General features: G+C 68.6%; 25 protein-coding genes. 6 read left to right on the top strand and 19 right to left on the bottom strand.

Going from position 1 to position 23,610, the window contains the following annotated elements:
• Positions 1 to 3: 3 nt before the first annotated feature.
• The 8 genes from G6N23_RS08800 to G6N23_RS08765 form a co-directional block, all read right to left on the bottom strand.
• Positions 4 to 843, bottom strand: a complete 840-nt coding sequence (locus G6N23_RS08800) for a shikimate dehydrogenase (protein WP_085261279.1) — start codon at positions 841 to 843, stop codon at positions 4 to 6.
• Entirely contained in the window at positions 821 to 2,065 is a 1,245-nt protein-coding gene (locus tag G6N23_RS08795; RefSeq protein ID WP_085261278.1) for an endolytic transglycosylase MltG, read from the bottom strand. Before G6N23_RS08795 ends, G6N23_RS08800 begins: the two co-directional genes overlap by 23 nt.
• Positions 2,058 to 2,582 (bottom strand): Holliday junction resolvase RuvX, encoded by a 525-nt coding sequence (gene ruvX / locus G6N23_RS08790; protein WP_085261277.1) that lies wholly within the window; start codon positions 2,580 to 2,582, stop codon positions 2,058 to 2,060. The genes G6N23_RS08795 and ruvX overlap by 8 nt, the downstream gene beginning before the upstream one ends.
• Positions 2,579 to 5,263: an alanine--tRNA ligase gene (gene alaS, locus G6N23_RS08785; RefSeq protein WP_085261276.1), complete on the bottom strand. Its 2,685-nt coding sequence runs from the start codon at positions 5,261 to 5,263 to the stop codon at positions 2,579 to 2,581. Before alaS ends, ruvX begins: the two co-directional genes overlap by 4 nt.
• Positions 5,264 to 5,359: 96 nt before the next feature.
• Positions 5,360 to 5,764 carry a secondary thiamine-phosphate synthase enzyme YjbQ gene (locus tag G6N23_RS08780; RefSeq protein ID WP_085261275.1) on the bottom strand — a complete coding sequence of 135 codons (405 nt, stop codon included), beginning with the start codon at positions 5,762 to 5,764 and terminating at the stop codon, positions 5,360 to 5,362.
• An 89-nt stretch (positions 5,765 to 5,853) separates the two neighbouring features.
• Complete coding sequence (locus G6N23_RS08775; RefSeq protein ID WP_095173905.1) at positions 5,854 to 7,203, bottom strand: replication-associated recombination protein A; 1,350 nt, start codon at positions 7,201 to 7,203, stop codon at positions 5,854 to 5,856.
• Between the two features lie 26 nt (positions 7,204 to 7,229).
• A complete protein-coding gene (locus G6N23_RS08770; protein WP_085261274.1) occupies positions 7,230 to 8,339 on the bottom strand; it encodes an NDMA-dependent alcohol dehydrogenase in 1,110 nt (369 codons plus the stop codon).
• 258 nt (positions 8,340 to 8,597) lie between these two features.
• Positions 8,598 to 9,440: a DUF3097 domain-containing protein gene (locus G6N23_RS08765; protein WP_085261273.1), complete on the bottom strand. Its 843-nt coding sequence runs from the start codon at positions 9,438 to 9,440 to the stop codon at positions 8,598 to 8,600.
• 319 nt (positions 9,441 to 9,759) lie between these two features.
• Between G6N23_RS08765 and G6N23_RS08760 the strand changes: the two genes are divergently transcribed.
• Positions 9,760 to 10,188, top strand: coding sequence for a transglycosylase family protein (locus G6N23_RS08760; RefSeq protein ID WP_085261272.1), 429 nt, complete (start codon positions 9,760 to 9,762; stop codon positions 10,186 to 10,188).
• 6 nt (positions 10,189 to 10,194) lie between these two features.
• Here the strand turns inward: G6N23_RS08760 and G6N23_RS08755 are convergent, their stop codons facing one another.
• On the bottom strand, positions 10,195 to 10,605 hold the full coding sequence (locus G6N23_RS08755; RefSeq protein ID WP_085261271.1) for a PaaI family thioesterase: 411 nt from the start codon (positions 10,603 to 10,605) through the stop codon (positions 10,195 to 10,197).
• A gap of 47 nt (positions 10,606 to 10,652) precedes the next feature.
• Entirely contained in the window at positions 10,653 to 12,494 is a 1,842-nt protein-coding gene (gene aspS, locus G6N23_RS08750; protein ID WP_095174195.1) for an aspartate--tRNA ligase, read from the bottom strand.
• A gap of 46 nt (positions 12,495 to 12,540) precedes the next feature.
• Here aspS and G6N23_RS08745 point away from each other — a divergent pair, with 46 nt between their 5' ends.
• Positions 12,541 to 13,638 carry an ESX-1 system-associated protein gene (locus G6N23_RS08745; RefSeq protein ID WP_085261269.1) on the top strand — a complete coding sequence of 366 codons (1,098 nt, stop codon included), beginning with the start codon at positions 12,541 to 12,543 and terminating at the stop codon, positions 13,636 to 13,638.
• A gap of 75 nt (positions 13,639 to 13,713) precedes the next feature.
• Here G6N23_RS08745 and G6N23_RS08740 read toward each other — a convergent pair whose 3' ends face one another.
• From G6N23_RS08740 to G6N23_RS08725, 4 genes are all read right to left on the bottom strand, one after another.
• Positions 13,714 to 13,998: a WXG100 family type VII secretion target gene (locus G6N23_RS08740; protein ID WP_047317298.1), complete on the bottom strand. Its 285-nt coding sequence runs from the start codon at positions 13,996 to 13,998 to the stop codon at positions 13,714 to 13,716.
• A gap of 21 nt (positions 13,999 to 14,019) precedes the next feature.
• Positions 14,020 to 14,316, bottom strand: a complete 297-nt coding sequence (locus G6N23_RS08735; RefSeq protein ID WP_083081615.1) for a WXG100 family type VII secretion target — start codon at positions 14,314 to 14,316, stop codon at positions 14,020 to 14,022.
• Between the two features lie 80 nt (positions 14,317 to 14,396).
• A complete protein-coding gene (locus G6N23_RS08730) occupies positions 14,397 to 15,608 on the bottom strand; it encodes a PPE family protein (RefSeq protein ID WP_085260554.1) in 1,212 nt (403 codons plus the stop codon).
• 14 nt (positions 15,609 to 15,622) lie between these two features.
• Positions 15,623 to 15,922, bottom strand: coding sequence for a PE family protein (locus tag G6N23_RS08725; RefSeq protein WP_085260553.1), 300 nt, complete (start codon positions 15,920 to 15,922; stop codon positions 15,623 to 15,625).
• A gap of 478 nt (positions 15,923 to 16,400) precedes the next feature.
• Here G6N23_RS08725 and ypfJ point away from each other — a divergent pair, with 478 nt between their 5' ends.
• Positions 16,401 to 17,276, top strand: a complete 876-nt coding sequence (gene ypfJ / locus G6N23_RS08720) for a KPN_02809 family neutral zinc metallopeptidase (protein ID WP_085260552.1) — start codon at positions 16,401 to 16,403, stop codon at positions 17,274 to 17,276.
• Positions 17,277 to 17,297: 21 nt separating this feature from the next.
• Here ypfJ and G6N23_RS08715 read toward each other — a convergent pair whose 3' ends face one another.
• Entirely contained in the window at positions 17,298 to 18,176 is an 879-nt protein-coding gene (locus G6N23_RS08715; RefSeq protein WP_085260551.1) for a dihydrodipicolinate synthase family protein, read from the bottom strand.
• 14 nt (positions 18,177 to 18,190) lie between these two features.
• Complete coding sequence (locus tag G6N23_RS08710) at positions 18,191 to 18,976, bottom strand: aldolase (protein WP_085260550.1); 786 nt, start codon at positions 18,974 to 18,976, stop codon at positions 18,191 to 18,193.
• Between the two features lie 84 nt (positions 18,977 to 19,060).
• Between G6N23_RS08710 and G6N23_RS08705 the strand changes: the two genes are divergently transcribed.
• Positions 19,061 to 19,594, top strand: coding sequence for a type II toxin-antitoxin system RelB family anti-toxin (locus G6N23_RS08705; protein WP_085260549.1), 534 nt, complete (start codon positions 19,061 to 19,063; stop codon positions 19,592 to 19,594).
• Positions 19,591 to 19,932: a gamma-glutamylcyclotransferase family protein gene (locus G6N23_RS08700; protein ID WP_085260548.1), complete on the top strand. Its 342-nt coding sequence runs from the start codon at positions 19,591 to 19,593 to the stop codon at positions 19,930 to 19,932. Before G6N23_RS08705 ends, G6N23_RS08700 begins: the two co-directional genes overlap by 4 nt.
• A 1-nt stretch (position 19,933) precedes the next feature.
• Here G6N23_RS08700 and G6N23_RS08695 read toward each other — a convergent pair whose 3' ends face one another.
• The 3 genes from G6N23_RS08695 to G6N23_RS08685 all read right to left on the bottom strand — a co-directional run bounded on the left by G6N23_RS08695 (position 19,934) and on the right by G6N23_RS08685 (position 22,534).
• On the bottom strand, positions 19,934 to 20,467 hold the full coding sequence (locus G6N23_RS08695; RefSeq protein WP_308214930.1) for an Rv2576c family protein: 534 nt from the start codon (positions 20,465 to 20,467) through the stop codon (positions 19,934 to 19,936).
• Between the two features lie 127 nt (positions 20,468 to 20,594).
• The gene (gene hisS / locus G6N23_RS08690; protein ID WP_085260546.1) at positions 20,595 to 21,860 is read right to left on the bottom strand and encodes a histidine--tRNA ligase; all 1,266 of its coding nucleotides are present in this window, start codon (positions 21,858 to 21,860) and stop codon (positions 20,595 to 20,597) included.
• Positions 21,857 to 22,534: an MBL fold metallo-hydrolase gene (locus tag G6N23_RS08685; RefSeq protein WP_085260578.1), complete on the bottom strand. Its 678-nt coding sequence runs from the start codon at positions 22,532 to 22,534 to the stop codon at positions 21,857 to 21,859. The genes hisS and G6N23_RS08685 overlap by 4 nt, the downstream gene beginning before the upstream one ends.
• Before the next feature lie 110 nt (positions 22,535 to 22,644).
• On the opposite strand from G6N23_RS08685, the gene G6N23_RS08680 reads away from it, so the two are divergent.
• Entirely contained in the window at positions 22,645 to 23,538 is an 894-nt protein-coding gene (locus G6N23_RS08680) for a peptidylprolyl isomerase (protein ID WP_085260545.1), read from the top strand.
• The last annotated feature ends 72 nt before the right edge of the window (positions 23,539 to 23,610 follow it).

Raw genomic sequence — 23,610 nt, 5'->3', positions numbered from 1 at the left:
TGCTCAGGCCGGGTCGCCGATCTCGCAAGTCATCGCCGCACGGGGTGCGGGCCGGCCCGTGAAAAGCTCAACCTGGGTGAACGCCTGGTGCAGTAGCATCTGCAGGCCGCTGATCACCGTTCCGCCCGCCGCCGCGACCGCCGCCGCCAGCGGCGTCGGCCACGGGTCATAGATCGCGTCCAACAGCATCGGCACCCGGGCCAGCACCGGGCCGTAGCGGGCCGCGACGTCGGCCGGAAGGGTGCTGACCACCACCGATGCGGATGCGGCCGCCTCACCCAACGCGACCTCATCGAGTGCGCAAAAGCGGGCCGGCACACCGGCTTCGGTCGCCAGAGCCACCACCCGGGCGGCGTTGTCGGGATTGCGCGCGCCGATCGTGATGCGGCTGACCCCGAGTTCGGTCAACGCCACCACCGCCGCCGGCGCGGTGCCGCCCGACCCCAGCACGATCGCCTCCCCGCCCGCAACGGGACCGACCGACCCCAGCGCCCCGGTCACGCCGTCGACGTCGGTGTTGTCGGCCAACCAGCCGGTCTCCGTGCGCACCAGGGTGTTGGCCGAGCCGATCCGCTCGGCGCGCGTTGTGCGCTCGTCGGCGAAGGCCAGCGCCGCGAACTTGCCCGGCATGGTGACCGACAGGCCGACCCATTCCGGCCCCAATCCGGCTACCAGCGCCGGCAGCTGCTCGGCGTCGCACTCGATGCGGTCATAGGTCCATCCGCGCAGACCCAGGGCCCGGTAAGCCGCCAGGTGCAGCTGCGGTGACCGCGAGTGCGCGATCGGCGACCCGAGAACCGCCGCCTTGCGGGGCCCCGGCTCAGCGGGAGCTGTCGAGGACACCGTTGCCCAGGGCCATCTCGATGTTGTTCAGGTGCTGTTGATAGCTGTGGGTGAACAAGGTGGTGCCGTCCTTGTCGATCGTCACGAAGTACAGCCAGTCGCCCGGCTCGGGATGCTCGGCGGCGCGCAGAGCCTCCGTTCCCGGCGAGCAGATCGGGGTGGCCGGCAACCCGTCGGAGGCGTAGGTGTTCCACGGCGTCACCTTGGCCCGGTCGGCGTCGGTCGTGGCCACCTCCTGGCGATCCAGCGGATAGTTGACCGTCGAGTCGAACTCCAGGCGCTGAGGTTCGTTGAGCCGGTTGTCGATGACCCGGGCCACCTTGGTGAAGTCGTGCGGCAGGGCTTCGCGCTGCACCAGCGACGCCACTATCAACAGTTCGTAGGGCGTCATGCCCAGTTGCTCGGCGGTGGCCGGCAGATTGGACTTCGCCAATTCCGCGGCGCTCTGGCCGATCACCTTCGACACGACGGCCGGCGCCGCGGCGGTCGGGTCGACGTTCCAGGTGCCCGCCGTGATCAGACCCTCGATGCGGCGGTGGTCGCCTCCCAGCTTGGCGACCGGGCCGAGGGCCCAGTCCGGCACCGACAGCGCCTGCGGGGTCTCCGTCGCCGCGGCGCGTCGCAGGTCCTGCGCCTTGAGGCAGTGGCGATCGCCGTTGAGATCCAGGCAGCTGGCCTCGGCCATCAGCGTGAACACTCCCGGAGTCACGACGTTGGTCTTCATGTCAGTGGTGTCGTCGAGTTGGCGGCCCTCCGGGATCACCAGTTTGCCCACCCGGCTCTGTGGGTCGCTGAGCTGCTGCACCGCGGTGGCGGCCGGGATCTCGGTGCGCAGTCGGTAGAAGCCCGGCTGGATCATCGCGATGGCGGCGTTACCCTGCGCGATGTCGAGGAAAGTTTTGACATTGGCGATCACGCCGGCGCCCCGCATGGTTTCGGCGATCGCGGTGGTGAAATCACCCTCACGCACCTCGATCAGCACCTGCTGGCCGCCCTCACCGGTGTAGTCGAGGACGGGGCCCCGAGAGTGCCACAGCTTAGAGCCGAAGAACACCACGGCGATCACGGTCACCGTGACCAGCACGACGCCCAGCCCGCCGACCACGCTCCGGTGCCGGTTACGCCGGCGTTGCTGCCGGGCGCGCTCGGTCCGGCTCATCCGGCGGCCCGGCGGCCCGACCGCCACGGGTTTGGCCTTCGTGGCAGGTTGGTCCTCAGACATCGTTGTCCCCCGTCGGCGCCGCTGAGCCCGAGACCCGGCGCTGGTCGAGCCAGCTCTGCAAGATGGTCACCGCTGCAGCCTGATCGATCACTGAGCGCTGCCGTTTGGAACGCACCCCGGCCGCCTGCAGAGCCCGTGCCGCGCTGACGGTGCTCAGGCGCTCGTCGGCCAGCCGCACCGGGGCCGGGCGATCACGCTTAGTTAGCACCCGGGCCAGGTCATCGGCCACCGCGATGGCGTCCTCGGCGGCCGCCCCCGTCCGGTCGGCCAGGGTCCGAGGCAGCCCGACCACCACTTCGACCACGTCGAACTCGTCGACCAGCTCGGCCAGCCGGCGCAGGTGCGACCCCGAGGCGTGCCGGCGGACCGTCTCCACCGGGGTCGCCAGCAGGCCGTCAGGGTCGCTGCAGGACACCCCGATCCGCACACTGCCCACATCCACCCCGAGCCGTCGTCCGCGGCCGGGATCGTCCGGCCCGCCGGGCCGGTCCGGGGTGCGATGGTGGGGTGAGGTCACGCCGGCGCGCTCCGGGCGACCGCCGAACGGACCGCCGCCAGGGCGGCATCGATGCCGGCCGGGTCCTTGCCGGAGCCCTGCGCCAGGTCTGCCTTGCCGCCGCCGCGGCCGGCCACCGCCGCCGCCAGGTCTTTGACCAGATCGTCGGCACGCAGCCCGAGTTCCTGTGCGGCGCTATTGGTGGCGACCACGTAGGGCACGCTGCCTTCGCCTTCGGCGATCAGCGCCACCACCGCCGGACCCTCGCCGAGTTTGCCGCGGATATCCCCGACCAGCGAGCGCAGGTCCCCACCGCCGATACCACCGGACATCCGCTGCGCCACCAAGCGCACGTTACCGACTTGTTCGGCGCCGGTGGCCGCATTGGACGCGGCGGCGCGTGCGCCGGCTAACCGCGCACGGTCGAGTTCCTTTTCCGCCGCCCGCAGCCGCTCCACCAGGTTTGCCACCCGGGCGGGCACCTCCTCCGAGGGCACCTTCAGCGAGGCCGCCAGGCCGGCCATCAGCGCTCGCTCCTTGGCCAGGTGGCGGAACGAGTCCAGCCCGACGTAGGCCTCGACGCGGCGCACCCCGGAGCCGACCGACGACTCGCCCAGGAGGGTGACCGGACCGATCTGCGCCGAGTTGTGCACGTGGGTGCCGCCGCACAGTTCCAGCGAGAACGGCCCGCCGATCTCGACGACGCGTACTTTTTCGGGGTACTTCTCGCCGAACATCGCCATGGCGCCCATGGCCTTGGCCTTCTCGAGTTCTTCGGTGAAGGTGTGCACCTCGAAGTCGGCCTGCACCGCCTCGTTGGTGACCTCCTCGACTTGGCGGCGCTGCTCGTCGCTCAGCGGTCCCTGCCAGTTGAAGTCGAACCGCAGATAGCCGGGCCGGTTCAGCGAGCCGGCCTGAACCGCGTTGGGCCCCAACACCTGCCGCAGAGCGGCGTGCACCATGTGGGTGCCGGAGTGACCCTGGGTGGCGCCCTTGCGCCAGCCCGGGTCCACCGCGGCGGTGACCGTGTCGCCCTCGACGAATTCGCCGGACTCGACGTTGACCCGGTGCACGAACAGTGTCTGAGCGATCTTCTGCACGTCGGTGACCGCGGCTTGGGCGGTACCGGCGCTGATCGTGCCGGCGTCGGCGATCTGCCCGCCGGCCTCGGCGTACAGCGGGGTGCGGTCCAGCACCAGCTCAACGCGATCTGCGGCGACGTCTTCATGCGACACCACCGGCACGCGCTTGCCGTCGACGAAGATGCCCAGGATGCGGCCTTCGGTGGTGAGCTCGTCGAACCCGGTGAACTCGGTGGGTCCGGCGTCGATCAGCTCCCGGTAGGCGCTCAGGTCGGCGTGGGCATGCTTGCGCGCGGCGGCGTCGGCTTTGGCGCGCTGTCGCTGCTCGGCCATCAGCGTGCGGAACCCGGCCTCGTCGACCTGCAGTCCGGCCTCCGAGGCCATCTCCAGCGTGAGCTCGATCGGGAAACCGTAGGTGTCGTGCAACGCGAAGGCGTCCTTGCCGGAGAGCACGGTGGCGCCGGCAGACCGGGTGGCTGCCGCCGCGTCCTCAAACAGCTTCGAGCCCGATGTCAGGGTGCGGTTGAACGCGGTCTCCTCGGCGACCGCGATCCGGTTGATCCGGTCGAAGTCGGTGACCAATTCCGGATACGACGGTCCCATCGCGTCGCGCACGGTTGCCATCAGGTCGCCGACGATCGGGCCCTCGATACCCAGCAGCTTGGCCGAGCGGATCACCCGGCGCAGCAGCCGGCGCAGCACATAGCCGCGGCCGTCGTTGCCGGGGCTCACGCCATCGCCGATCAGGATGGCCGCGGTGCGGGAGTGGTCGGCGATGATCCGGTACCGCACGTCGTCGGCGTGGTTGCCGGAGTCATAGCCACGTGGCGCGCGAGTGGCGACCAGATCGATGACCGGGCGAACGAGGTCGGTCTCATAGACGTTGTGCACGCCCTGGAGCAGAAACGCCACCCGCTCGATGCCCATCCCGGTGTCGATGTTCTTGCGCGGCAACGGCCCCAGGATCTCGAAGTCCTCCTTGGAGGTTCCTTCACCGCGCTCGTTCTGCATGAACACGAGGTTCCAGATCTCGATGTAGCGGTCCTCGTTGGCGATCGGGCCGCCGCCGACACCGAATTCGGGGCCGCGGTCGTAGTAGATCTCCGATGACGGCCCGCAGGGCCCGGGGATGCCCATCGACCAGTAGTTGTCGGCCATCCCCCGGCGCTGGATCCGCTCTGCCGGCAACCCGGCGATCTCTTGCCACAGCGCTATCGCCTCGTCGTCGTCGAGGTAGACCGTGGCCCAGATCCGCTCCGGGTCCAGCCCGTAGCCACCCTGCTCGACGCTGTTGGTCAACAGCGTCCAGGCCAGTTCGATCGCGCCCCGCTTGAAGTAGTCGCCGAACGAGAAGTTGCCGGCCATCTGGAAGAAGGTGTTGTGCCGGGTGGTGATGCCCACCTCGTCGATGTCCGGGGTGCGGATGCACTTCTGGATGCTGGTGGCGGTGGCATAGGGCGGGGTGCGCTGACCCAGGAAGAACGGCACGAACTGCACCATTCCGGCGTTGATGAACAACAGATTCGGGTCGTCGAGGATCACCGAAGCACTGGGCACCTCGGTGTGGCCCGCCTTCACGAAGTGATCGAGGAAGCGTTTCCTGATCTCGTGTGTCTGCACTCTAAAGTCGCTTTCCCGCCGTTGTCGCACCTATAGACGGCCCTACAGTACCGGTCTGCCGATCGCCTTCTTGACGCCAAGAGGCTGCCGCCCGGGTCAGGCGCTGTCGACGAAACTCAACCGCACCGACCGCCGCGGGTTGTCCCGGTTGAGGTCGACCAGCACCACGGACTGCCAGGTGCCGAGCAGCGGCTCACCGTCGGCCACCGGCACCGTGATCGACGGCGCCACGATCGCCGGCAGGACGTGATCGGCGCCGTGTCCCGGTGACCCGTGCGCGTGCCGGTAGCGGTCGTCGCGCGGCAGCAGCCGCTCCAGGGTGTCGACCAGGTCGGCATCCGAGCCGGCGCCGGTCTCGATGATCGCCACCCCGGCCGTCGCATGGGGCACGAAAACGTTGCACAATCCGTCCCCGCGCGCGGCACAGAACGCCCGTACCTGCGCCGTGAGGTCGACGGTACGACGCCGCGCGGTGTCGACGTCGAGCACTTCGGAGTCCATGACCCCAGCCTACGGGCGCCCGCCCACGCCGCGGGTCGGTCAGCACCGTTGATCGGGGCGACCCGGGCGCGCTGGGCGGGTACTGGCGACTAGCGGCGGCGGATGATGGCCCGCAGCTTCTGCAGGCGTCCGGCGATCTCGCGTTCATTGCCGCGGGCGGTGGGCTGATAGTAGTCGACACCGACCAGATCATCGGGCGGATATTGTTGTGGCACAACACCGTCCGGATGGTCGTGGGCGTACCGGTAGCCGACCGCGTTGCCCAGCGCCTGCGCCCCCGCGTAGTGGCCGTCGCGCAGGTGCGCCGGGACCGCCCCGGCCTTGCCGGCCTTGATGTCGGCCATCGCCGCGCCCAGCGCAGTGGTCACGGCGTTGGACTTCGGTGCGGTCGCCAGGTGTACGCACGCGTGCGCCAGGGTCAGCTGCGCCTCGGGCATACCGATCAGCGCGACGGTCTGCGCGGCGGCGACCGCGGTCTGCAGCGCGCTCGGATCGGCCATCCCGATGTCCTCGCTGGCAAGGATCATCAGCCGGCGGGCGATGAACCGCGGGTCCTCCCCCGCGACCAGCATCCGGGCCAGGTAGTGCAGCGCGGCATCGACATCAGAGCCCCGTACCGACTTGATGAACGCGCTGGTCACGTCGTAGTGCTGGTCGCCGTCCCGGTCGTAGCGCACCGCGGCCTGGTCCAGGGATGCCTCCACGGTCTGGACGGTCACCTGGTCGCCCGCCGCCACCCCTTCAGAGGCCACTTCCAGTGCGGTCAACGCACGGCGGGCGTCGCCGGCGGCCAACCGGACCAGCAGCTCCACCGCATCGGGCGCCACCTCGACGCGGCCACCCAGGCCGCGCTCGTCGTCGATGGCGCGGTGCACCACGGTGGCGATGTCCTCGGGGCCCAGCGGCCGCAGCTGCAGGATCAGCGACCGGCTCAGCAACGGGGCGACCACCGAGAACGACGGGTTCTCCGTGGTGGCGGCCACCAGCAGCACTACGCGGTTCTCCACCGCGGCCAGCAACGCGTCCTGCTGGGTTTTGGAGAATCGGTGCACCTCGTCGATGAACAACACGGTCTGCTCGCCGTAGGCGGCCGCCCGGCGCGCGGTGTCGATCACCGCGCGCACCTCCTTGACCCCCGCACTCAACGCCGAGAGCGCCTCGAATCGTCGTCCGGTCGCGCCGGAGATCAGCGAGGCCAGCGTGGTCTTTCCGGTCCCGGGCGGGCCGTAGAGGATGACCGAGGCCGCCCCGGAGCCGTCCACCAACCGGCGCAGCGGGGAGCCCGGGCCGAGCAGGTGATCCTGGCCGACCACCTCGTCGAGGGACGCCGGGCGCATCCGCACCGCCAACGGCGTGGAGGCGGCGGCACCGGGCCCATTCGGTTCGGGCGCCGGCGCACCGGTGAGGTCGAACAGTCCGTCGGACACGCCTTCAGGCATACCACGCACGCCTGACCCCGGTGGCGTCAGCGGTGCACGATCACCCCGCGGATGTTCTTGCCGTCGCGCAGATCTTCATACCCCTCGTTGACCTGCTCGAGGGTGTACCGCCGCGTGACCAGCTCGTCGAGCTGGAGCTGGCCGGCGTCGTAGAGTCGCAGCAGTCGCACGATGTCGTACTGCGGATTGGCGCCGCCGAACAAGGTGCCCTTGATGGTCTTGCCGAACAGGGCCAGCTGCGAACCCGACACGTGTACGTCGAGGCTTTCCAGCTTCGCCAGTGCGGCGATCACGACGGTGCCGCCCTTGCCGATGGTGTTGAACGCCGCGGTGGTGACGGCCTCGTCCAGGTCACCGACGGTGATCAGCGCCTGATCGGCCATTTGCCCCCACGTGAGTTCGGCGATCTTGGCCATCGCCTCCTCGGCGGTGGCGAACGCGTGGGTGGCGCCGAGCTTGAGCGCGGTCTCGCGCTTGAACTCCACCGGGTCGACCGCCACCACGTACTTGGCACCGGCGTGCGCGGCGCCCTGTACGGCGTTGATGCCGACACCGCCGATGCCGTAGACCACCACGGTGTCCCCGGCGCGCACCCCGCCGTCATAGTTGGCCGTGGCCCAGCCGGTGGGCACCCCGCAACCGACCAGTACCGCGGTCTCCAGCGGCAGCCAGTCGTCGACCTTGACCACCGAATGCTGCGAGACGGTCGCGCGCTCGGCGAAGGTGCCCAGCATGCAGAACCCGCCGTAATCGGTGCCGCCAGAATGAAACCGGAAGGTGCCGTCGGGCATGCAGCCCTCCAGGATGGTGGCGCCCATGTCGCACAGGTTCTGCCGTCCGGTCGAGCAATACCGGCAGCTGCCGCAGCTGGGGATGAAGCAGCACACCACGTGATCGCCGGGGGCCACCTTGGTGACCCCGGGGCCGACGTCCTCGATGATCCCGGAGCCCTCGTGCCCGCCGACGATCGGGAACCGGTTCGGCCAGTCGCCGTCGGCCACGTGCAGATCCGAATGGCACAACCCGGCGGCGGTGAACTTGATCAGCACCTCGCCCGGGCCGGGCCCGTCCAGGTCCAACTCCATGATCTCGAAGGGCTGGTTGGGCGCATGCGCCACGGCGGCAATTGTTTTCATGCCTGCTATCCAACCGGCTCGGGTGGCCGGCGTGGCCCGATTCAGCCGGATTGATACGCCGGCCCAGCTTCGCCTCTCCTCCGTCGAGGCTCGCTAACCGCCGGATTGCCGCGCCGGTCCAGCTTCGCCTCTCCTCCGTCGAGGCTCGCTAACCGCCGGATTACCGCGCCGGTCCAGCTTCGCCTCTCCTCCGTCGAGGCTCGCTAACCGCCGGATTGACACGCCGGTCCAGCTTCGCCTCTCCTCCGTCGAGGCTCGCTAACCGCCGGATTGCGTCACGAAGTCGATCAACTCCTCGACCCGGCCGATCAGCTCCGGCTCCAGGTCGGTCCAGTCCCGCACCCGGCCGCGGATGCGCTGCCAGGCCGCGGCGATATCTGCCTGGCCGGTGTGCGGCCAGCCCAGCGCGGCGCAGATGCCGTGTTTCCATTCCACAGTGCGGGGGACCGTGGGCCACGCCCGCAATCCGAGCCGACCCGGCTTGACCGCCTGCCAGATGTCGACGTAGGGGTGGCCGACGATCAGGGTGTGCGCTCCGCCGGGCCCGCGGCGCACCGCCTCGGCGATGCGGGTCTCCTTGGAGCCCGCGACCAGGTGGTCGACCAGTACTCCGAGCCGGCGGCCCGGGCCGGGCCGGAATTCGGTCACGATGCCGGCCAGGTCGTCGATGCCCCCCAGGTACTCGACGACCACGCCCTCGATGCGCAGGTCATCGCCCCACACCTGTTCGACGAGCTCGGCGTCGTGGCGGCCCTCGACGTAGATCCGGCTGGCCAGCGCGACCTGGGCGCGCGCGCCGGGCACCGCCACCGAGCCCGACGCGGTGCGACCGGGTGTGGTGGACGGCGCCGGCCGCGGCTCGGTCAGGATCACCGGCCTGCCGTCGATCAGGTAGCCCGGACCGACCGGGAACCCACGGGTGCGGCCGTGTCGGTCTTCGAGATCCATCCGGCCGTAGGCCACCCGGACCACGGCGCCGACATATCCGCTTTCGGCGTCTTCGACCACCATGCCGCGTTCCACCGGTACTTCGACGGAGCGGACCTTGCGGGCGGCGTGCGGATTGTCGGCGAGGATGTCGGATCCATAGCGGTCGGCCACCCGAGGCAGCCTAGGGCGCTTCGGCGGTGACGGCGGGGAAGCGAGCGCGCGCGTCGCGCTGCCGGGACCATATTCACTCCAGCAACATGCGCCACTCTAATAACGCAGATCGTGAAAAATGTTCTTATTTTCTAAGAGATTTCTCGCAACATACGTAACAATTACAACTTGGTCAACTTTAGTCACTCTATTACTAAGTTACCCCAACTAATAACAACAAACTCATTTGCCTCGTCAGGCAGGAAAATGTGCAATTTCATCAATTATCGCGTTATGCTCGTAAACCTCACTGATAGACAACTATCACGGAGGTTGTGATATGCACCGGAACGCGGCACGGCGTGTCGTGCAGTTCGGGAGTCGGCCCCTCGTATGGGCCGCATCCGGGCTGGTCACCGGGGGGATCGCGGGAACGTTGCTGGCGTCGGCAAGCGTCGCGCACGCGGACGCCAACATGATGGGCTGGGACGCGGTCGCACAATGCGAGTCCGGCGGTAACTGGGCCGCGGATACCGGCAACGGCTTCTACGGCGGGTTGCAGTTCAAGCCGTCGACCTGGCGCGCCTTCGGCGGTGTCGGGTTGCCGTCGAAGGCGTCGCGGGAGGAACAGATCGCCGTCGCCAATCGGGTGCTGGACGAACAGGGTCCCTACGCCTGGCCCAAATGCGGGCCGGGACGCGTATTCCCGTCGTCGGTGAAGGGCTGGGTGCCGCCGGCGATGCGCAGCCTGCTCAAACCGTTCTGGTGAGGCCGGCTACTTCTTCGGCGCCAGAACCGCCTGGGTCTGGGTGACTCGCGCGACCAGCTTGTCGTCGTCGTCGGTCAGGTCGGTCTGCACGACGATCGTGGTCCGCCCCACGTGCAGCGGAAGGCTGGTCGCGGTGACGGTGCCCGCGCGCACCGCCCGGAAGAAATTGGTTTTCGATTCGATCGTCGACGTGCTGGCGCCCTGAGGCAGGTTGGCCACCGCGCACACCGCCCCGGCGGTGTCGGCGAACGCCATCAGCGCTCCCCCGTGCAGCATGCCGCCGGTGGTGCAGCGCTCGGGCGCCCAGGCCATCGTGGCGATCACCTGGTGGGGTTTCAGTTCCCCGACTTCGATCTGCAGGGTCGTCGCGAAGGGCATGCTGGCGACCACCAGTCGGGCGAACTCGGTCGAATCCATGGCCGCCAACCTTACCGACCGCGGCGCGGGTGTCTACCGGCTCGACGTCACCGCCGCTGCGGCGCCGCGTCGATCCCGGCCTCCTTGCGCTGGGCGGCGGTGATGGGCGCCGGGGCGTCGGTCAACGGGTCGATGCCGCCGCCGGACTTCGGGAACGCGATGACCTCGCGGATCGAGTCCACCCCGGCCAGCAGCGCCACCACCCGGTCCCAGCCGAACGCCAGCCCACCGTGCGGGGGCGCGCCGAAACTGAAGGCGTCCAACAGAAACCCGAATTTTTCGGTCGCCTCGGCTTCGGCCAGCCCCATTACCTTGAAGACCTGCTGCTGAACCTCGCGGCGGTGGATACGGATTGAGCCGCCGCCGATCTCGTTGCCGTTGCAGACCACGTCGTAGGCATCGGCGAGCACCGCGCCGGGGTCGGACTCCACGCTGCCGGCGTATTCGGGCTTCGGGGAGGTGAAGGCGTGGTGTACCGCCGTCCAGGCGCCGGAGCCGACGGCGACGTCACCGGCCGCGGTGGCGTCGTCGGCGGGCTCGAACAACGGCGGATCGACCACCCAGGTGAACGCCCAGGCGTCGGGATCGATCAGGTCCAGGCGCCGGGCGATCTCGCCGCGTGCCGCCCCCAACAACGCCCGCGATCCCTTGACCGGCCCGGCCGCAAAGAAGATGCAGTCCCCCGGCCCCGCGCCGACGTGCTCGGCCAGCCCGGCGCGTTCGGCGTCGGTGAGGTTCTTGGCCACCGGGCCCGAGAGCTCCCCGTCCTCGCCGACCAGCACATAGGCCAGGCCCTTGGCTCCGCGCTGCTTGGCCCAGTCCTGCCAGCCGTCCAGCGTGCGCCGCGGCTGCGAGGCCCCACCCGGCATGACGACCGCACCCACGTAGGGAGCCTGGAAGACCCGGAAGGTGGTGTCTTTGAAGAACTCAGCGCACTCGACCAGTTCCAGGCCGAACCGCAGGTCCGGCTTGTCCGAGCCGAACCGGCGCATCGCGTCGGCGTAGGTCATCCGGGGCAGTGGGGTGGGTAGGTCATAGCCGATCAGTGCCCACAGCGCCTTGAGCACCTGTTCGGCGATGCCGATCACGTCCTCGGCGTCGACGAAACTCATCTCCAGGTCCAGCTGGGTGAACTCCGGCTGGCGGTCGGCGCGGAAATCCTCGTCGCGGTAGCAGCGGGCGATCTGGTAGTAGCGCTCCATGCCGGCCACCATGAGCAGCTGCTTGAACAGCTGCGGGCTCTGCGGCAGCGCGTAGAACGAGCCCGGCTGCAGCCGAGCCGGCACCAGGAAGTCGCGGGCGCCCTCCGGGGTGGACCGGGTCAGTGTGGGGGTTTCGACCTCGATGAAGGCGTGCTCGGCGAGCACCGCGCGAGCGGCGGCGTTGACCTTGGACCGTAGCCGCAGCGCCGCCCCGGGACCGTCTTCCCGGCGCAGGTCGAGGTAGCGGTGCTTCAGCCGCGCCTCTTCGCCGGCCGATTCATCGAGTTGGAACGGCAACGGCGCGGCCTCGTTGAGGACGGTCAACGCCGTCACGTTGACCTCGATGGCTCCGGTCGGCAGGTCGGGGTTCTCATTGCCGGCCGGGCGCACCTCGACGACGCCGGTGATCGCGACACAGAACTCGGCGCGCAGGCGGTGGGCCTGCTCCAGCGTCTCAGCATCACTGGCGTCACGAAACACCACCTGCGCCACCCCCGAGGCGTCGCGCAGGTCGATGAAGATGACGCCGCCGTGGTCGCGGCGGCGCGCCACCCAGCCGGCCAGCGTGACGCTCAGCCCGGCGTCGGTGGCCCGCAATGAGCCGGCGTCGTGGCTGCGCAGCACTAATACCCCCTGATTTGGAGACGGTCTAGGTAACGGTTCGACGGTCGCCAAGTCTAGAGGCATCACGCTGCCCTGCCCCGTGGCGGTCGGTGCTTTAAGCTGGCTCACTGTGACCAACGGCACCGATGACGTCGACTTCGACTACGACTACGAGGACGACGACGAGGAGGAGGTCGCCGCACCAAAGCAGACCAACAGCCTCAAGTGGGGGCTGGCCGCCGTGGTCGTGCTGGCTGTGGTCGCCCTCGTGCTGGTCGGGGTGGTGCTGCTGGGTGGTGACCCCGGCAAGGGTTCGTCGGCCGACGGCGCGGGCTCCAGCCGCAACGCGGCGGCCTCGGGCATCGCCAGCGCCGACGACACCGGGCCGGTGTCCATCATCATGGCCGACCCCAGTTGCATCGCGTGGGGGTCGATCAGCGGCAACCTGTCCAACACGCTGTCACTGCTGGGACACGGCAAATGGAATGAGCGTGATCAGTCGATCCCGGCCTCGGCGTGGAACGACGAACAGAAGAAGGAATACCTGGCCGCCGGACAGGTGGTGCGTAACGCCGCCGCCCAGACCGTCGGGTTGGTGAAGCTCACCCCGCACCGGGTGATGCGTGAGCTCTACGAACAGTTCATCGCCTACGCCCGCGCCTTCGTCGAGCACATTCCCACCTACACCGAACGCGACGCTGCCCTGGCCGGTACCGCGCACAGCGCCGCATCGGCACTGGCCGCGATCTGCGCGGCCAGCAACAACGGATCAGCGGCGACCCGCGCGCCGCTGGTGGAGCCGCAGTCCGCGCCCACCAAGACCGCCTCGCCGGGCAATCCCACCAACCCGCAGCGCTACCTGACCGGACCCAATCCGGTGTGCGCCGACTGGAAGGCCGCGCTGGACAAGTTCGGCGCCGACACCGCCGAGTGGCAGGAAATCGACCCGAGCATTCCGGCGACCTACTGGAACCCCCAGCAGAAGGCGATCAACCTGGCGGTGGGCCCGATGATGATCAGCTTGGCCAACAAGATGCAGCAACTGGGTCGCCGCAGTAACAACCCCATCCTGCAGGACTTCGCCGAGCTCTCCGCGCAATACCGGCGGGCGTTCGTGCTGGCGCTGCCGACCTACGACCCATCGGACAACTATCTGGCCAACGCCGCGACGTTCCTGTCCACCACGGTGCTGGGCGGGTGCGCGTCGGTACAGACGGCCGGCGGGTAAGCGACCTCGGCTTCACACACAAGAACCGGCGCAGCCTGTTGGCTGCGCCGGTTCTTGCTTGTGTTCTGGCTTTGGTCAGGCCCAGCTGGAGCCGACGGAAGCGTCGGTGTTGGCCATGTTGTTGCCCGCCGACTGCACCTTCTGACCGTGGCTGTTGGCCTGCTCATAGATCACCGCGAAGTTGCGGCCCAACTGCGCCACGAACTCCTGGCACGCCACCGAACCCGCGCCACCCCAGAAGTCCCCGGCAGCCAACACATCATGCACGATCGCCTGATGCTCAGCCTCCAACGACGCCGCCTGGGCCCGAATCAACGCACCGTGGGCGTCGACGTCACCGAACTGGTAATTGATGCTCATAGCTGCTCTCCTCTAACCCTTCTAGCTCGACAGGATCTGCTGCGAAGCAGCTTCCTGCTGCTCGTAATGGTTGGCGTCGCGAATCAAACCATCACGCACCCCGTGCAGCATGGTCACAATGTTGCGAAACGCCGTCTGCATCTGACCCATGGTGTCCATCGAGGTCCGCTCGGCCAAACCACCCCAGCCCGCACCCGAGATGTTCGTCGAGGACGCCCACATCCGCCGGGCCTCATCCTCCACCGTCTGGGCGTGCACATCAAAACGCCCCGCCATCGCACGCATCGCGTCCGGATCAGTCATAAAACGTGTTGCCATGAAAATCTCTCCTTCTTGCTCGGAATTCGTTGTGGTGCCGGGCGGCCGCCCAGCGGACACGTATGTTCAGGCCCCTTCCGTCACCCGCCGGCCGGCGAACGGGGCATAACTTTGGGGGCCTTGGCCGCGACCGCGCCGAGTCCGCGTCCGGCCATCGCGCCCATCAGGGCGTTGCCGAACGGGCCACCGGGCATCCCCGAGGATCCCGACATGGTCTGAATGGGGGCGCTGACCGTGGTGGACGGCAGCACCGGGGCCGCACGAACCATACCGTCGGCGGCCATCGACCAGGCCTGCGGCACCTTCAGCGCGCCCATCGAGGCGGCCTGGCCGAGCTTGGCGGAGATGGCGTTGGTCGCCGAGCTGAAGTGCCCGGCCAGCACGCCGACCGCGCCCTGCAGCTTGTCGTTGACGAAGTCGCCGATCTGGGTCATCAGGGTGCCGGTACCGGTCGCGCCGGCGGACTGTCCGGCCAGGGCGCCCATCGAACCGCCCATCGCTCCCATTCGGGCGAGCTGCGGCAGCATCATCAGCATCCGCATCGCCATCATGCCGAAGGAGGTGCCCATCGTCAGTGGCGACGTCAGCGAGTTGATCGGGGTGGCGAGCAGGGTCGGGTCGGTAATACCGAGCATGCTCGGATCGCTGATACCGAGCGTTTCCAAGATCCCGCCGATTGTCGAGAGGTTGTAGCCCGGGTTCACGGTGCCCCCGCCGGTCGGGTCACCTGGCACCGGACCACCCTCGGCCGAGCCCGGCTGGGTCGCCAGGGCGCTGTTGGGTGGGGACTGCTGCGCCATCAGCGAGTTGGTGGTGGCCTGGGCCGACCCGGAATAAGAGTCCATCGCTGCGCCGTCGGTCGCCCACATCACCTCGTACTGGTGCTCGGTGGCCTGGATCAGCGGGGTGTTCTGCCCGAAGAAGTTGGTTGAGATCAACGCCAGCAGCATCGCCCGGTTCGCCGCGATCACCGCCGGCGGAACCGACGCGGACCGGGCCGTCTCGAACAGCGCGGCGGCCTGGGCGGCCAATGCCGCGTTCTGGGTGGCGTTGGCGGATGCCTGCTCCAGCCAGGCCACATAGGGCGTGACCGCCGACGTTGCCGCCGCGGACCCTAACCCACCCCAGGTCGAGCTGAGGTTGGTGATCACCGAGTGCGTCGCCGTCGCTGACGTCGAGAGTTCGGCAGCCAGGTTCGTCCAGGCCGTCGCCGCCTCGAGCAGGGGCGCCGACCCCGGCCCGGTATATATCAAGCCGGAGTTGATCTCCGGCGGGAACACACTGAAGCTCATTGAGACGCCCTGGTTCAGCCGGCCGCAGCGGCGTTGGCAGCCTCGGTGAGGGCGTAGGCGTTCGAGTTCCCGCTCAGAGTGGCCACGATCTGCTGGTGAACCGCCGCGGCCTGGGCGCTGACCTGCTGGAACAGCTGCGCGTGGGTGGAGAATTGGGCAGCGGTTATCGCCGAGACCATGTCGGCGGCCGGGGGCACCACACCGGTGGTGGGCGCGGCCGCGGCAGCCATGCCCGCCGTCATGGAGTCACCAATTCCCGACAGGCTGCCCGCAGCCGCCGTCAAAACCTCCGGCTGGGCGGTTACGAATGCCATCTTTCCTCCTGGACCTGAAGCGATTAGTGTTACTCGATCGAAGTCTGTGTCATTAGTTGACGCACGTCACTCTAGCCGAGCACGTGTAATAACGGTCTGATAAAGGTTTGCCTGGCGATGCGACCGACGGCTCGGACCGGCGCGCCGCATCGGGACGCAACGGAATGAGCTGACGTGTTCACCGAGCAGACAACCCTTCAGATAGCTGTGGCGGCCGTTGCGGGTGTGGTTCCCACTGCAGCCGGAAGCCAGAACGTAGCACCGGTATCTGCACCTCGTACAGCACCGAGACAAACATTCAGTAAAGGTTTGGGAACTGGTCAGACAACGTTGCCTTCACTTAGCCAAGTGCTTGGATTCGTCATGGTCAAGCACCCGAAACCCCCCGCAACCGGACCAGTTGGCCGGTTCGATTGTGCGAAGCTAATGCGAGGCAGCCGGCCACCAGTGAACCTACGGAATCCCGACGGAGCGCGCGATGACCTTCAACGAAGGTATGCAGATCGATACCAGCACCACCTCGTCCGGCGGGGCCGGTCGTGGGATGGCCATCGGCGGTGGTGTCGCCGGGCTGGTGATCCTGGTGGTGGCGCTGCTGCTGGGGGCCGATCCCGGCGACGTGCTCAGCCAGCAGCCGGTGGATCGCGGACAGTACGCGGCGCCGGGTTTCGACCTCAACAAGTGCCGCACGGGTGATGACGCCAACAAATACGTGCAGTGCCGGGTGGTGGCCACCGCCAACTCGGTCGACGCCGTGTGGTCGGAGCTGATGCCCGGCTACAGCCGCCCGCAGGTGCAGCTGTTCAGCGGGCAGACCAGCACCGGATGCGGGGTCGCCAGCAGCGCCGTCGGGCCGTTCTACTGCCCGGTCGACCAGACCGCCTACTTCGACACCGACTTCTTCCAGGTGCTCGTCGACCAGTTCGGCTCCAGCAGCGGACCGCTGGCACAGGAGTATGTGGTGGCCCACGAGTTCGGCCACCATGTGCAGAACCTGCGCGGTGTGCTCGGCCGGGCTCAGCACGGCGCACAGGGCGCGACCGGCGCGGGCGTGCGCACCGAACTGCAGGCCGACTGCTATGCCGGGGTGTGGGCGCACTACGCATCGGTGACCAAGCAGCAGGGCACCGGAGTGCCGTTCCTCAAACCGTTGACCGACGACGACATCCGCGACGCGCTGTCCGCGGCGGCGTCGGTGGGCGACGACCGCATCCAGCAGGCCGCCACCGGTCACGTCAACCCGGAGTCCTGGACCCACGGCGCGTCGGCGCAGCGTCAGCACTGGTTCACCGTCGGCTACCAGACCGGCGATCCCAACCAGTGCGACACCTTCGCCGCGGCCGACCTGGGTTAAGCGGGGGCCGCCGCCCCCGGGTCAGGCCAACAGCCTGCGCAGTTCGGCGCGACCCGCCTCGTCGAGCGGCAGCAGGGGGCGCCGCGGCGCTCCGGCCGGCACACCGAGCAACTCCAGGCCGGCTTTGACCGTGGTCGGCAGCCCGCCCGCCACGATGAACTCCAGCAGTGGCTTCAGGTCGTCGTAGAGCGCCTGTGCGGTATGGAGTTCGCCCGCACTGACCGCGCTGTAGAGGTCCAGGCACGGCTGAGCACGCAGGTTGGGCGCGGCGGTGCACCAGCCGGCCGCCCCGGCGCGTAGCGCGTCGAGCACCAGCGGGTTACTGCCGTTGAAGAACGGGAGGCGTCCGTCGGACAGCTTGGCGATCCGCAGCATCCGGGTCAGGTCCCCGGTGGACTCCTTGACCATGGTGACGTGCTCGATGCTCTCGAACATGCCCACCAACAGCTCGGGGCTCATGTCCACCCCGGAGGTGGCCGGGTTGTTGTAGGCGACGATGTCGATGTCGACGGCGTCGGACACGGCCGCGTAGTGGGCGGTGATCTCCCGCTCGGAGAGCTTCCAGTACGACACCGGCGCGACCATCACCGCGTCGGCCCCGGCCTGCGCGGCGTACCGGGCGCGGCGCACCGTCGTCGCGGTCGTCAGGTCCGATACCCCGACCAGCACCGGCAGCCGTCCGGCGACCGCCGCGACCGAAGCGTCGACGACGGTGTCGAACTCGTTTTCGCTGAGGTAGGCGAGTTCACCGGTGCTGCCCAACGGGGCGATGGCGTGCACTCCCGCTTCCACCAGGCGCTCGATGACGGTGGTCAAGCCCGCGACGTCGATGCCGGAACCGGCCCCCTCCCCAAAAGGTGTTACCGGATAGCCGATGATGCCGCGCAATTGTGCTGCCACGAAATGCTCCTCTTTTATCGGGTGATCGCGTCGGGGTGGCCGGCCAGCGCCCGGCGGGCGTAGTAGGCGAAATTGGCAGCGCTGCGGTTCGGCAGCGAGGTCCAGTCGTGGGCTTCGCGGGCCAGCTGCTCGGGGAGTTCCTTGATGGTCCCGGCAGCCATCGCGGCCAGTTGCAGCGCGGCGGCACGTTCGATCAGCACCGCCAGGGAGCACGCCTCCTCCACACTGGCGCCGGCCACGATCTGACCGTGGTGCGCCAACAGGATCGCCTTCTTGTCACCGATGGCTTGCGAGATGATCTCGCCCTCCTCGTTGCCGACCGGCACCCCAGGCCAGCTCGGCAGGAACGCACAGTCGTCGTAGAGCGGAGTGGTGTCCATGTGCGAGATGACCAGCGGGGTCTCCAGCATCGACAATGCGGCCACGTGGAACGGATGGGTGTGCACGATGCACTGCACGTCGGGGCGCGCGCGGTAGATCCAGCTGTGGAAGCGGTTGGCGGGGTTGGCCATTCCCTCGCCTTCGAGGACGTTGAGATCCTCGTCGACGATCAGCAGATTGCCTTCGGTGATCTCGTCGAATCCCAGGCCCAGCCGCTGGGTGTAGTAGGTACCGGGCGCCTCGGCGCGCGCGGTGATCTGCCCGGCCAGCCCCGAGTCGTGGCCGCGGTCGGACAGCGCCCGGCAGGTCAACGCCAGTTTCTGCCGGATGGACCAGTCGTCTTGCCCGAAGTTCTCGGCGAACCGGCGCTCGGCGCGCTGCATCAGATCGGGTTTGGAATCGTCGAAAGTGGTAGCCATGAGGGCTCCTCGGTGGGGGAAGTTGATGACACCAGCTTATACGATAGGACACCTTGTGTCATAGATTTATGTCATCATCGTTTCATGACGGCACTGTTGCGCACCGTCCGCAAACAGCGGGGGCTCACCCTCGATGACCTCGCCGAGCGGACCGGATTGACCAAGAGCTACCTTTCCAAGATCGAACGCAGCCGCAGCACACCATCGATCGCGACGGCCATCAAGGTGGCCCGGGCCTTGGATGTCGATGTGGCGCAACTGTTCTCCGAACGCGGCGACGAGGACAAGATCGCGGTCGACCGCGCCGTCGACCGCAGCGCGGACCGGCAGCGCTACCGGGCGGTGGCGTCGAACATTTTGGGAAAGTCGATGTCGCCGTTCGTGTTACGGCCCACCGGGCGCACCGCGCGCGACGCTCATCCGCTGCACAGCGGCCAGGAGTTCGTGTTCGTCCACTCCGGGACCGTCGAGTTGGAGTACGGGGACCGGACCTGGACCTTGGCGGCCGGCGACAGCGCGTATTTCGACGCTTCGATCAGTCACCGCATCCGCGCGATCGGCAGCGAGCCCGCCGAGGTCATCGTCGTGGCCACCGATGAAGCGGGCACCGCGCGGTGAACACCCAACTGCTGTTCTCCTACGGCACGCTGCGGCTACCGGAGGTGCAGCGCAGCACCTTTGGGCGCGAACTGGACGGTCGGCCCGACGCGATCATCGGCTACGACCTGGACTACGTGACGATCACCGACCCCGAGGTGGTGGCGCTCAGCGGCAGCGACCGCCACCCGATCCTGCGCCCCTCGGCGGCACCCGACGCATTCGTCAGCGGCACGGTGTTCGCCATCAGCACAGCCGAGCTGGCGGCCGCCGATGACTACGAAGTCGACGCCTACCGGCGGATTTCGGTGCCACTGCGCTCCGGCGCGCGGGCCTGGGTGTACGTCTTCGCCGGCTGAGCTACCAGGCTCGGGTCGAGCAGGTCACGCCGCTGCCGCCTTGCTGGGACACCACCACTTCGCCGTCGACGGCGATCTCGCAGTGAAACTCGGGGTTGATCCGCAGGCCGCCGCTGGCGGTGACCAGCGCCCACTGGTTCGGGTCGGCCAGCGTGGCGGTGTAGACCAGCGGCTGTCCCCCGCCGATCGGCACGCGGACGGTCTCGAGGTATTCCGAGGAGTTGGCGTTGTAGGCCGACATACTCGGCGGGTCGGTCTTGATGTAGGAGATGTTGCCGGTCAGGTCGCTGGTGGCGGTGATCGTGTAGGTGACCTCGTGACCGCCGGTCGTGCTCTTCTTCGGGGCGGGGGCGTCGGCCGAAGGCTCCGTCGCGTTCTCGGTCGGGGCCGTTTCCGGGGACTCGGCCGGGGACGCCGCCGGGGCTTCGGCCGGGGTCGGTGTCGGCGTCTCCCCCGGGTCCGCGAGTGCCGTCGCATGGCCGGTCACCCCTGCGGCGGCGGCCATCAGCAACACCGTGCCGAACCTGACTGTCACGTTTCGCATGGTCGTCATACCGCGCAACGCTACCGGAGGCCTCGCGGCCGCAGGCCCGACTGCTGACGGTGCGATGTCCGCGAAATTGCACTCATGCAGGGGATTCGCCGAATTTTGCGGCATGGTTTCAATCTCGCGGTAGCCGGCCCAACACCTGGGCCACCACATCGTCGATCGGCACCTCGACCTGCTCCCCGGTGGACAGGTTCTTGACGCCGACGGTGCCGGCCTCCAGGTCGCGGTCACCGGCGACCAGCGCGACCACGGCCCCGGAGCGGTCGGCGGCGCGCATCGCGCCCTTGAGGCCGCGATCCCCGTAGGCCAGGTCGACCCGCACCCCGGCGGCCCGCAATTGCCCGGCCAAGACCGCCAATCGCAGCTTGGCCGCCTCGGAAAGCCCCACCCCGAAGACGTCGCATCGCGCGGTCTCCCCCACCGCCTTGCCCTCGGCGGCCAGCGCCAGCAGGGTGCGGTCCACCCCGAGCCCGAAACCGATCCCGGACAGGTCCTGCCCGCCCAGCTGGCGCATCAGCCCGTCGTAACGGCCGCCGCCGCCGATCCCGGACTGCGCGCCCAACCCGTCGTGCACGAACTCGAAGGTGGTCTTGGTGTAGTAGTCCAGGCCGCGCACCATGCGCGGGTTGATCACATAGGGCACGCCCAGCGCGTCCAGGTGCGCCAGCACGGTGTCGAAATGCGCCTTGGCGCCATCCGAGAGGTGATCGAGCATCAGCGGCGCGCCGGCGGTCATCTCCCGCACCTGCGGGCGCTTGTCGTCGAGCACCCGCAGCGGGTTGATCTCCGCGCGCCGACGGGTCTCGTCGTCGAGGTCAAGTCCAAAGAGGAACTGCTGCAACAACTCTCGATACGCCGGCCGGCAACTGTCGTCGCCCAGGGAGGTGATCTCCAGCCGGAACCCGTCGAGGCCCAGCGAGCGAAACCCCGCATCGGCGACCGCGATCACCTCGGCGTCCAGCGCCGGATCGTCGACGCCGATCGCCTCCACCCCGACCTGCTGCAGCTGCCGGTACCGGCCGGCCTGCGGGCGCTCGTAGCGGAAGAACGGCCCCGAGTAACAGAGCTTGACCGGCAGCTGCCCGCGGTCCAGCCCGTGCTCGATCACCGCGCGCACCACCCCGGCGGTGCCCTCGGGGCGCAGCGTCACCGACCGGTCCCCGCGGTCGGCGAAGGTGTACATCTCCTTGGACACCACGTCGGTGGACTCCCCCACCCCGCGCGCGAACAGCGCGGTGTCCTCGAAGATCGGCAGCTCGATGTCGCCGTAGCCGGCGCGGCGGGCGGCTTCCAGCAGCTGCGAGCGCACCGTCACGAACGCCGCCGAGGCCGGCGGCACGTAGTCGGGCACCCCCTTGGGCGCGGCAAAGGTGCTCACGCGCTCAGCCCTTGAAGAAACGGGTTGAACCGGCGCTCGGCGCCGATGGTGGTCTTGGGGCCATGGCCGGGCAGCACCACGGTGTCGTCGTCGAGGCAGAGCAGCTTGTCGACGATCGAGTTCATCAGATCGCGTCCGCTGCCACCGGGCAGGTCGGTGCGACCGACCGAGTTCTGAAACAGGGTGTCCCCGCTGAAGACCACCTCGGCTTCGACGCCTGCGACCCGGAAGATGACGGAACCGCGGGTGTGCCCGGGGGTGTGGTCGACGGCGACGGTGGTGTCGCCCAGGCCGATCTTGTCCCCGTCGCGGTCCAGCTCGACCAGCTGTTTGGGCTCGGAGAACATCACCCTGCTCAGTACGCCGAAGAGCGCCTGGCCCGGCAGCGTGCCGAGAGACCGTAGTGGTTCGGTGAGCATGAATCGGTCCTCGGGGTGGATGTAGGTGGGGCAGCCGTAGGTGTCGGAGACCTTCTGTGCCGACCAGATGTGGTCGATGTGGCCATGGGTGAGCAGCACCGCAGCCGGCGTCAGCCGGTTCTCGTCGAGGATGTGGCGCAGCCGGGTCATCGCGCGCTGCCCGGGGTCGACGACGATCGCGTCGGCGCCTTGCCGCGGCGCCACGACGTAGCAGTTGCACGCCAGCATTCCGGCGGGGAATCCGGTGACCAACACGTCGACCAGTTTCCCATTGCGCGCCGTTGCGGCGGGGACGTGGTCGGTGCTGGCAGACTTTGACAAACTGTAGAGCCGACTCATCCGCGAGCCAGGGAGGTAATCCGGCGGTGTCCACGAACGAAGAACGGCGCGCCCAGGCCAAGCGCAAGCTGGAACAACAGGTGCAGCAACGCGCCGAGGCGGCCCGCAAACAGCGCCGGATCCTGATGGTCGCCGGCGCGGTGGTGGCCGTGCTGCTGGCGGCCGGGGTGGTGTTCGTGGTGCTGCGCGGCGACGGCGATTCGGGCAGCGTCAGCGCCTCCTCGACGTCGGAGACCTCGGACGCTGCCGACTCTGTCGCCGCATCGCCGGGCGAGCCCGGGCAGTTGCCCAAGTTCACCGCGTCGCCCACCCTTGGGGCCGACTGCCAGTACCCCAAGGCGCGCCCGGCCAGCAAGCCGGTCGATCCGCCCCGGACCGGCAAGGTTCCGACCGAGCCGGCCGAGGTCAGCGTGTCGATGATGACCGACCAGGGACCCATCGGGTTGATGCTCAACAATGCCCAGTCACCCTGCACGGTCAACAGTTTCATCAGTCTGGGGGCCAAGGACTTCTTCGCCGGCACCCAGTGCCACCGGTTGACCACGGCTCCGATGCTCAGCGTGCTGCAGTGCGGTGATCCGGCCGGTGACGGCACCGGCGGCCCGGGATATGAGTTCGCCAACGAATACCCCACCGACCAGTACGCGCCGGGCGACCCCGCGGCCCAGCAGCCGGTGACCTACCCGCGCGGCACCCTGGCGATGGCCAACGCCGGCCCCGGCACCAACGGCAGCCAGTTCTTCCTGGTGTACCAGGATTCGATGCTGCCGCCGCAGTACACGGTGTTCGGCACGATTCAGCAGGACGGGCTGGCCACCCTGGACAAGATCGCCGAGGCCGGTGTCGCGACGGGCGGCCGCAGCCCCGATGACGGCCCGCCCGCCACCAAGGTGACCATCAAGTCCGTCCGCGCCGACTAATCGGTTCCCCTGCTCGTCCGCGAGCGTGCGTAGACGTATGCCCGCCCGCGGCGTGTCGTGGACAGACACGCA

The organism is Mycolicibacter terrae (genome assembly GCF_010727125.1).
GTDB lineage: Bacteria > Actinomycetota > Actinomycetes > Mycobacteriales > Mycobacteriaceae > Mycobacterium > Mycobacterium terrae.
This window is presented reverse-complemented; position numbering and strand designations above follow the sequence as displayed.

Bases quoted from the DNA above. Each gene is read 5' to 3' on its own strand.
- G6N23_RS08795 (WP_085261278.1), bottom strand. From the start codon at position 2,065: ATGTCTGAGGACCAACCTGCCACGAAGGCCAAACCCGTGGCGGTCGGG.
- G6N23_RS08780 (WP_085261275.1), bottom strand. From the start codon at position 5,764: ATGGACTCCGAAGTGCTCGACGTCGACACCGCGCGGCGTCGTACCGTC.
- G6N23_RS08770 (WP_085261274.1), bottom strand. From the start codon at position 8,339: ATGAAAACAATTGCCGCCGTGGCGCATGCGCCCAACCAGCCCTTCGAG.
- G6N23_RS08730 (WP_085260554.1), bottom strand. From the start codon at position 15,608: ATGAGCTTCAGTGTGTTCCCGCCGGAGATCAACTCCGGCTTGATATAT.
- G6N23_RS08755 (WP_085261271.1), bottom strand. From the start codon at position 10,605: ATGGATTCGACCGAGTTCGCCCGACTGGTGGTCGCCAGCATGCCCTTC.
- G6N23_RS08705 (WP_085260549.1), top strand. From the start codon at position 19,061: ATGACGGCACTGTTGCGCACCGTCCGCAAACAGCGGGGGCTCACCCTC.
- ypfJ (WP_085260552.1), top strand. From the start codon at position 16,401: ATGACCTTCAACGAAGGTATGCAGATCGATACCAGCACCACCTCGTCC.
- G6N23_RS08760 (WP_085261272.1), top strand. From the start codon at position 9,760: ATGCACCGGAACGCGGCACGGCGTGTCGTGCAGTTCGGGAGTCGGCCC.
- G6N23_RS08775 (WP_095173905.1), bottom strand. From the start codon at position 7,203: ATGCCTGAAGGCGTGTCCGACGGACTGTTCGACCTCACCGGTGCGCCG.
- G6N23_RS08710 (WP_085260550.1), bottom strand. From the start codon at position 18,976: ATGGCTACCACTTTCGACGATTCCAAACCCGATCTGATGCAGCGCGCC.
- aspS (WP_095174195.1), bottom strand. From the start codon at position 12,494: ATGCCTCTAGACTTGGCGACCGTCGAACCGTTACCTAGACCGTCTCCA.
- G6N23_RS08735 (WP_083081615.1), bottom strand. From the start codon at position 14,316: ATGGCAACACGTTTTATGACTGATCCGGACGCGATGCGTGCGATGGCG.
- G6N23_RS08725 (WP_085260553.1), bottom strand. From the start codon at position 15,922: ATGGCATTCGTAACCGCCCAGCCGGAGGTTTTGACGGCGGCTGCGGGC.
- G6N23_RS08740 (WP_047317298.1), bottom strand. From the start codon at position 13,998: ATGAGCATCAATTACCAGTTCGGTGACGTCGACGCCCACGGTGCGTTG.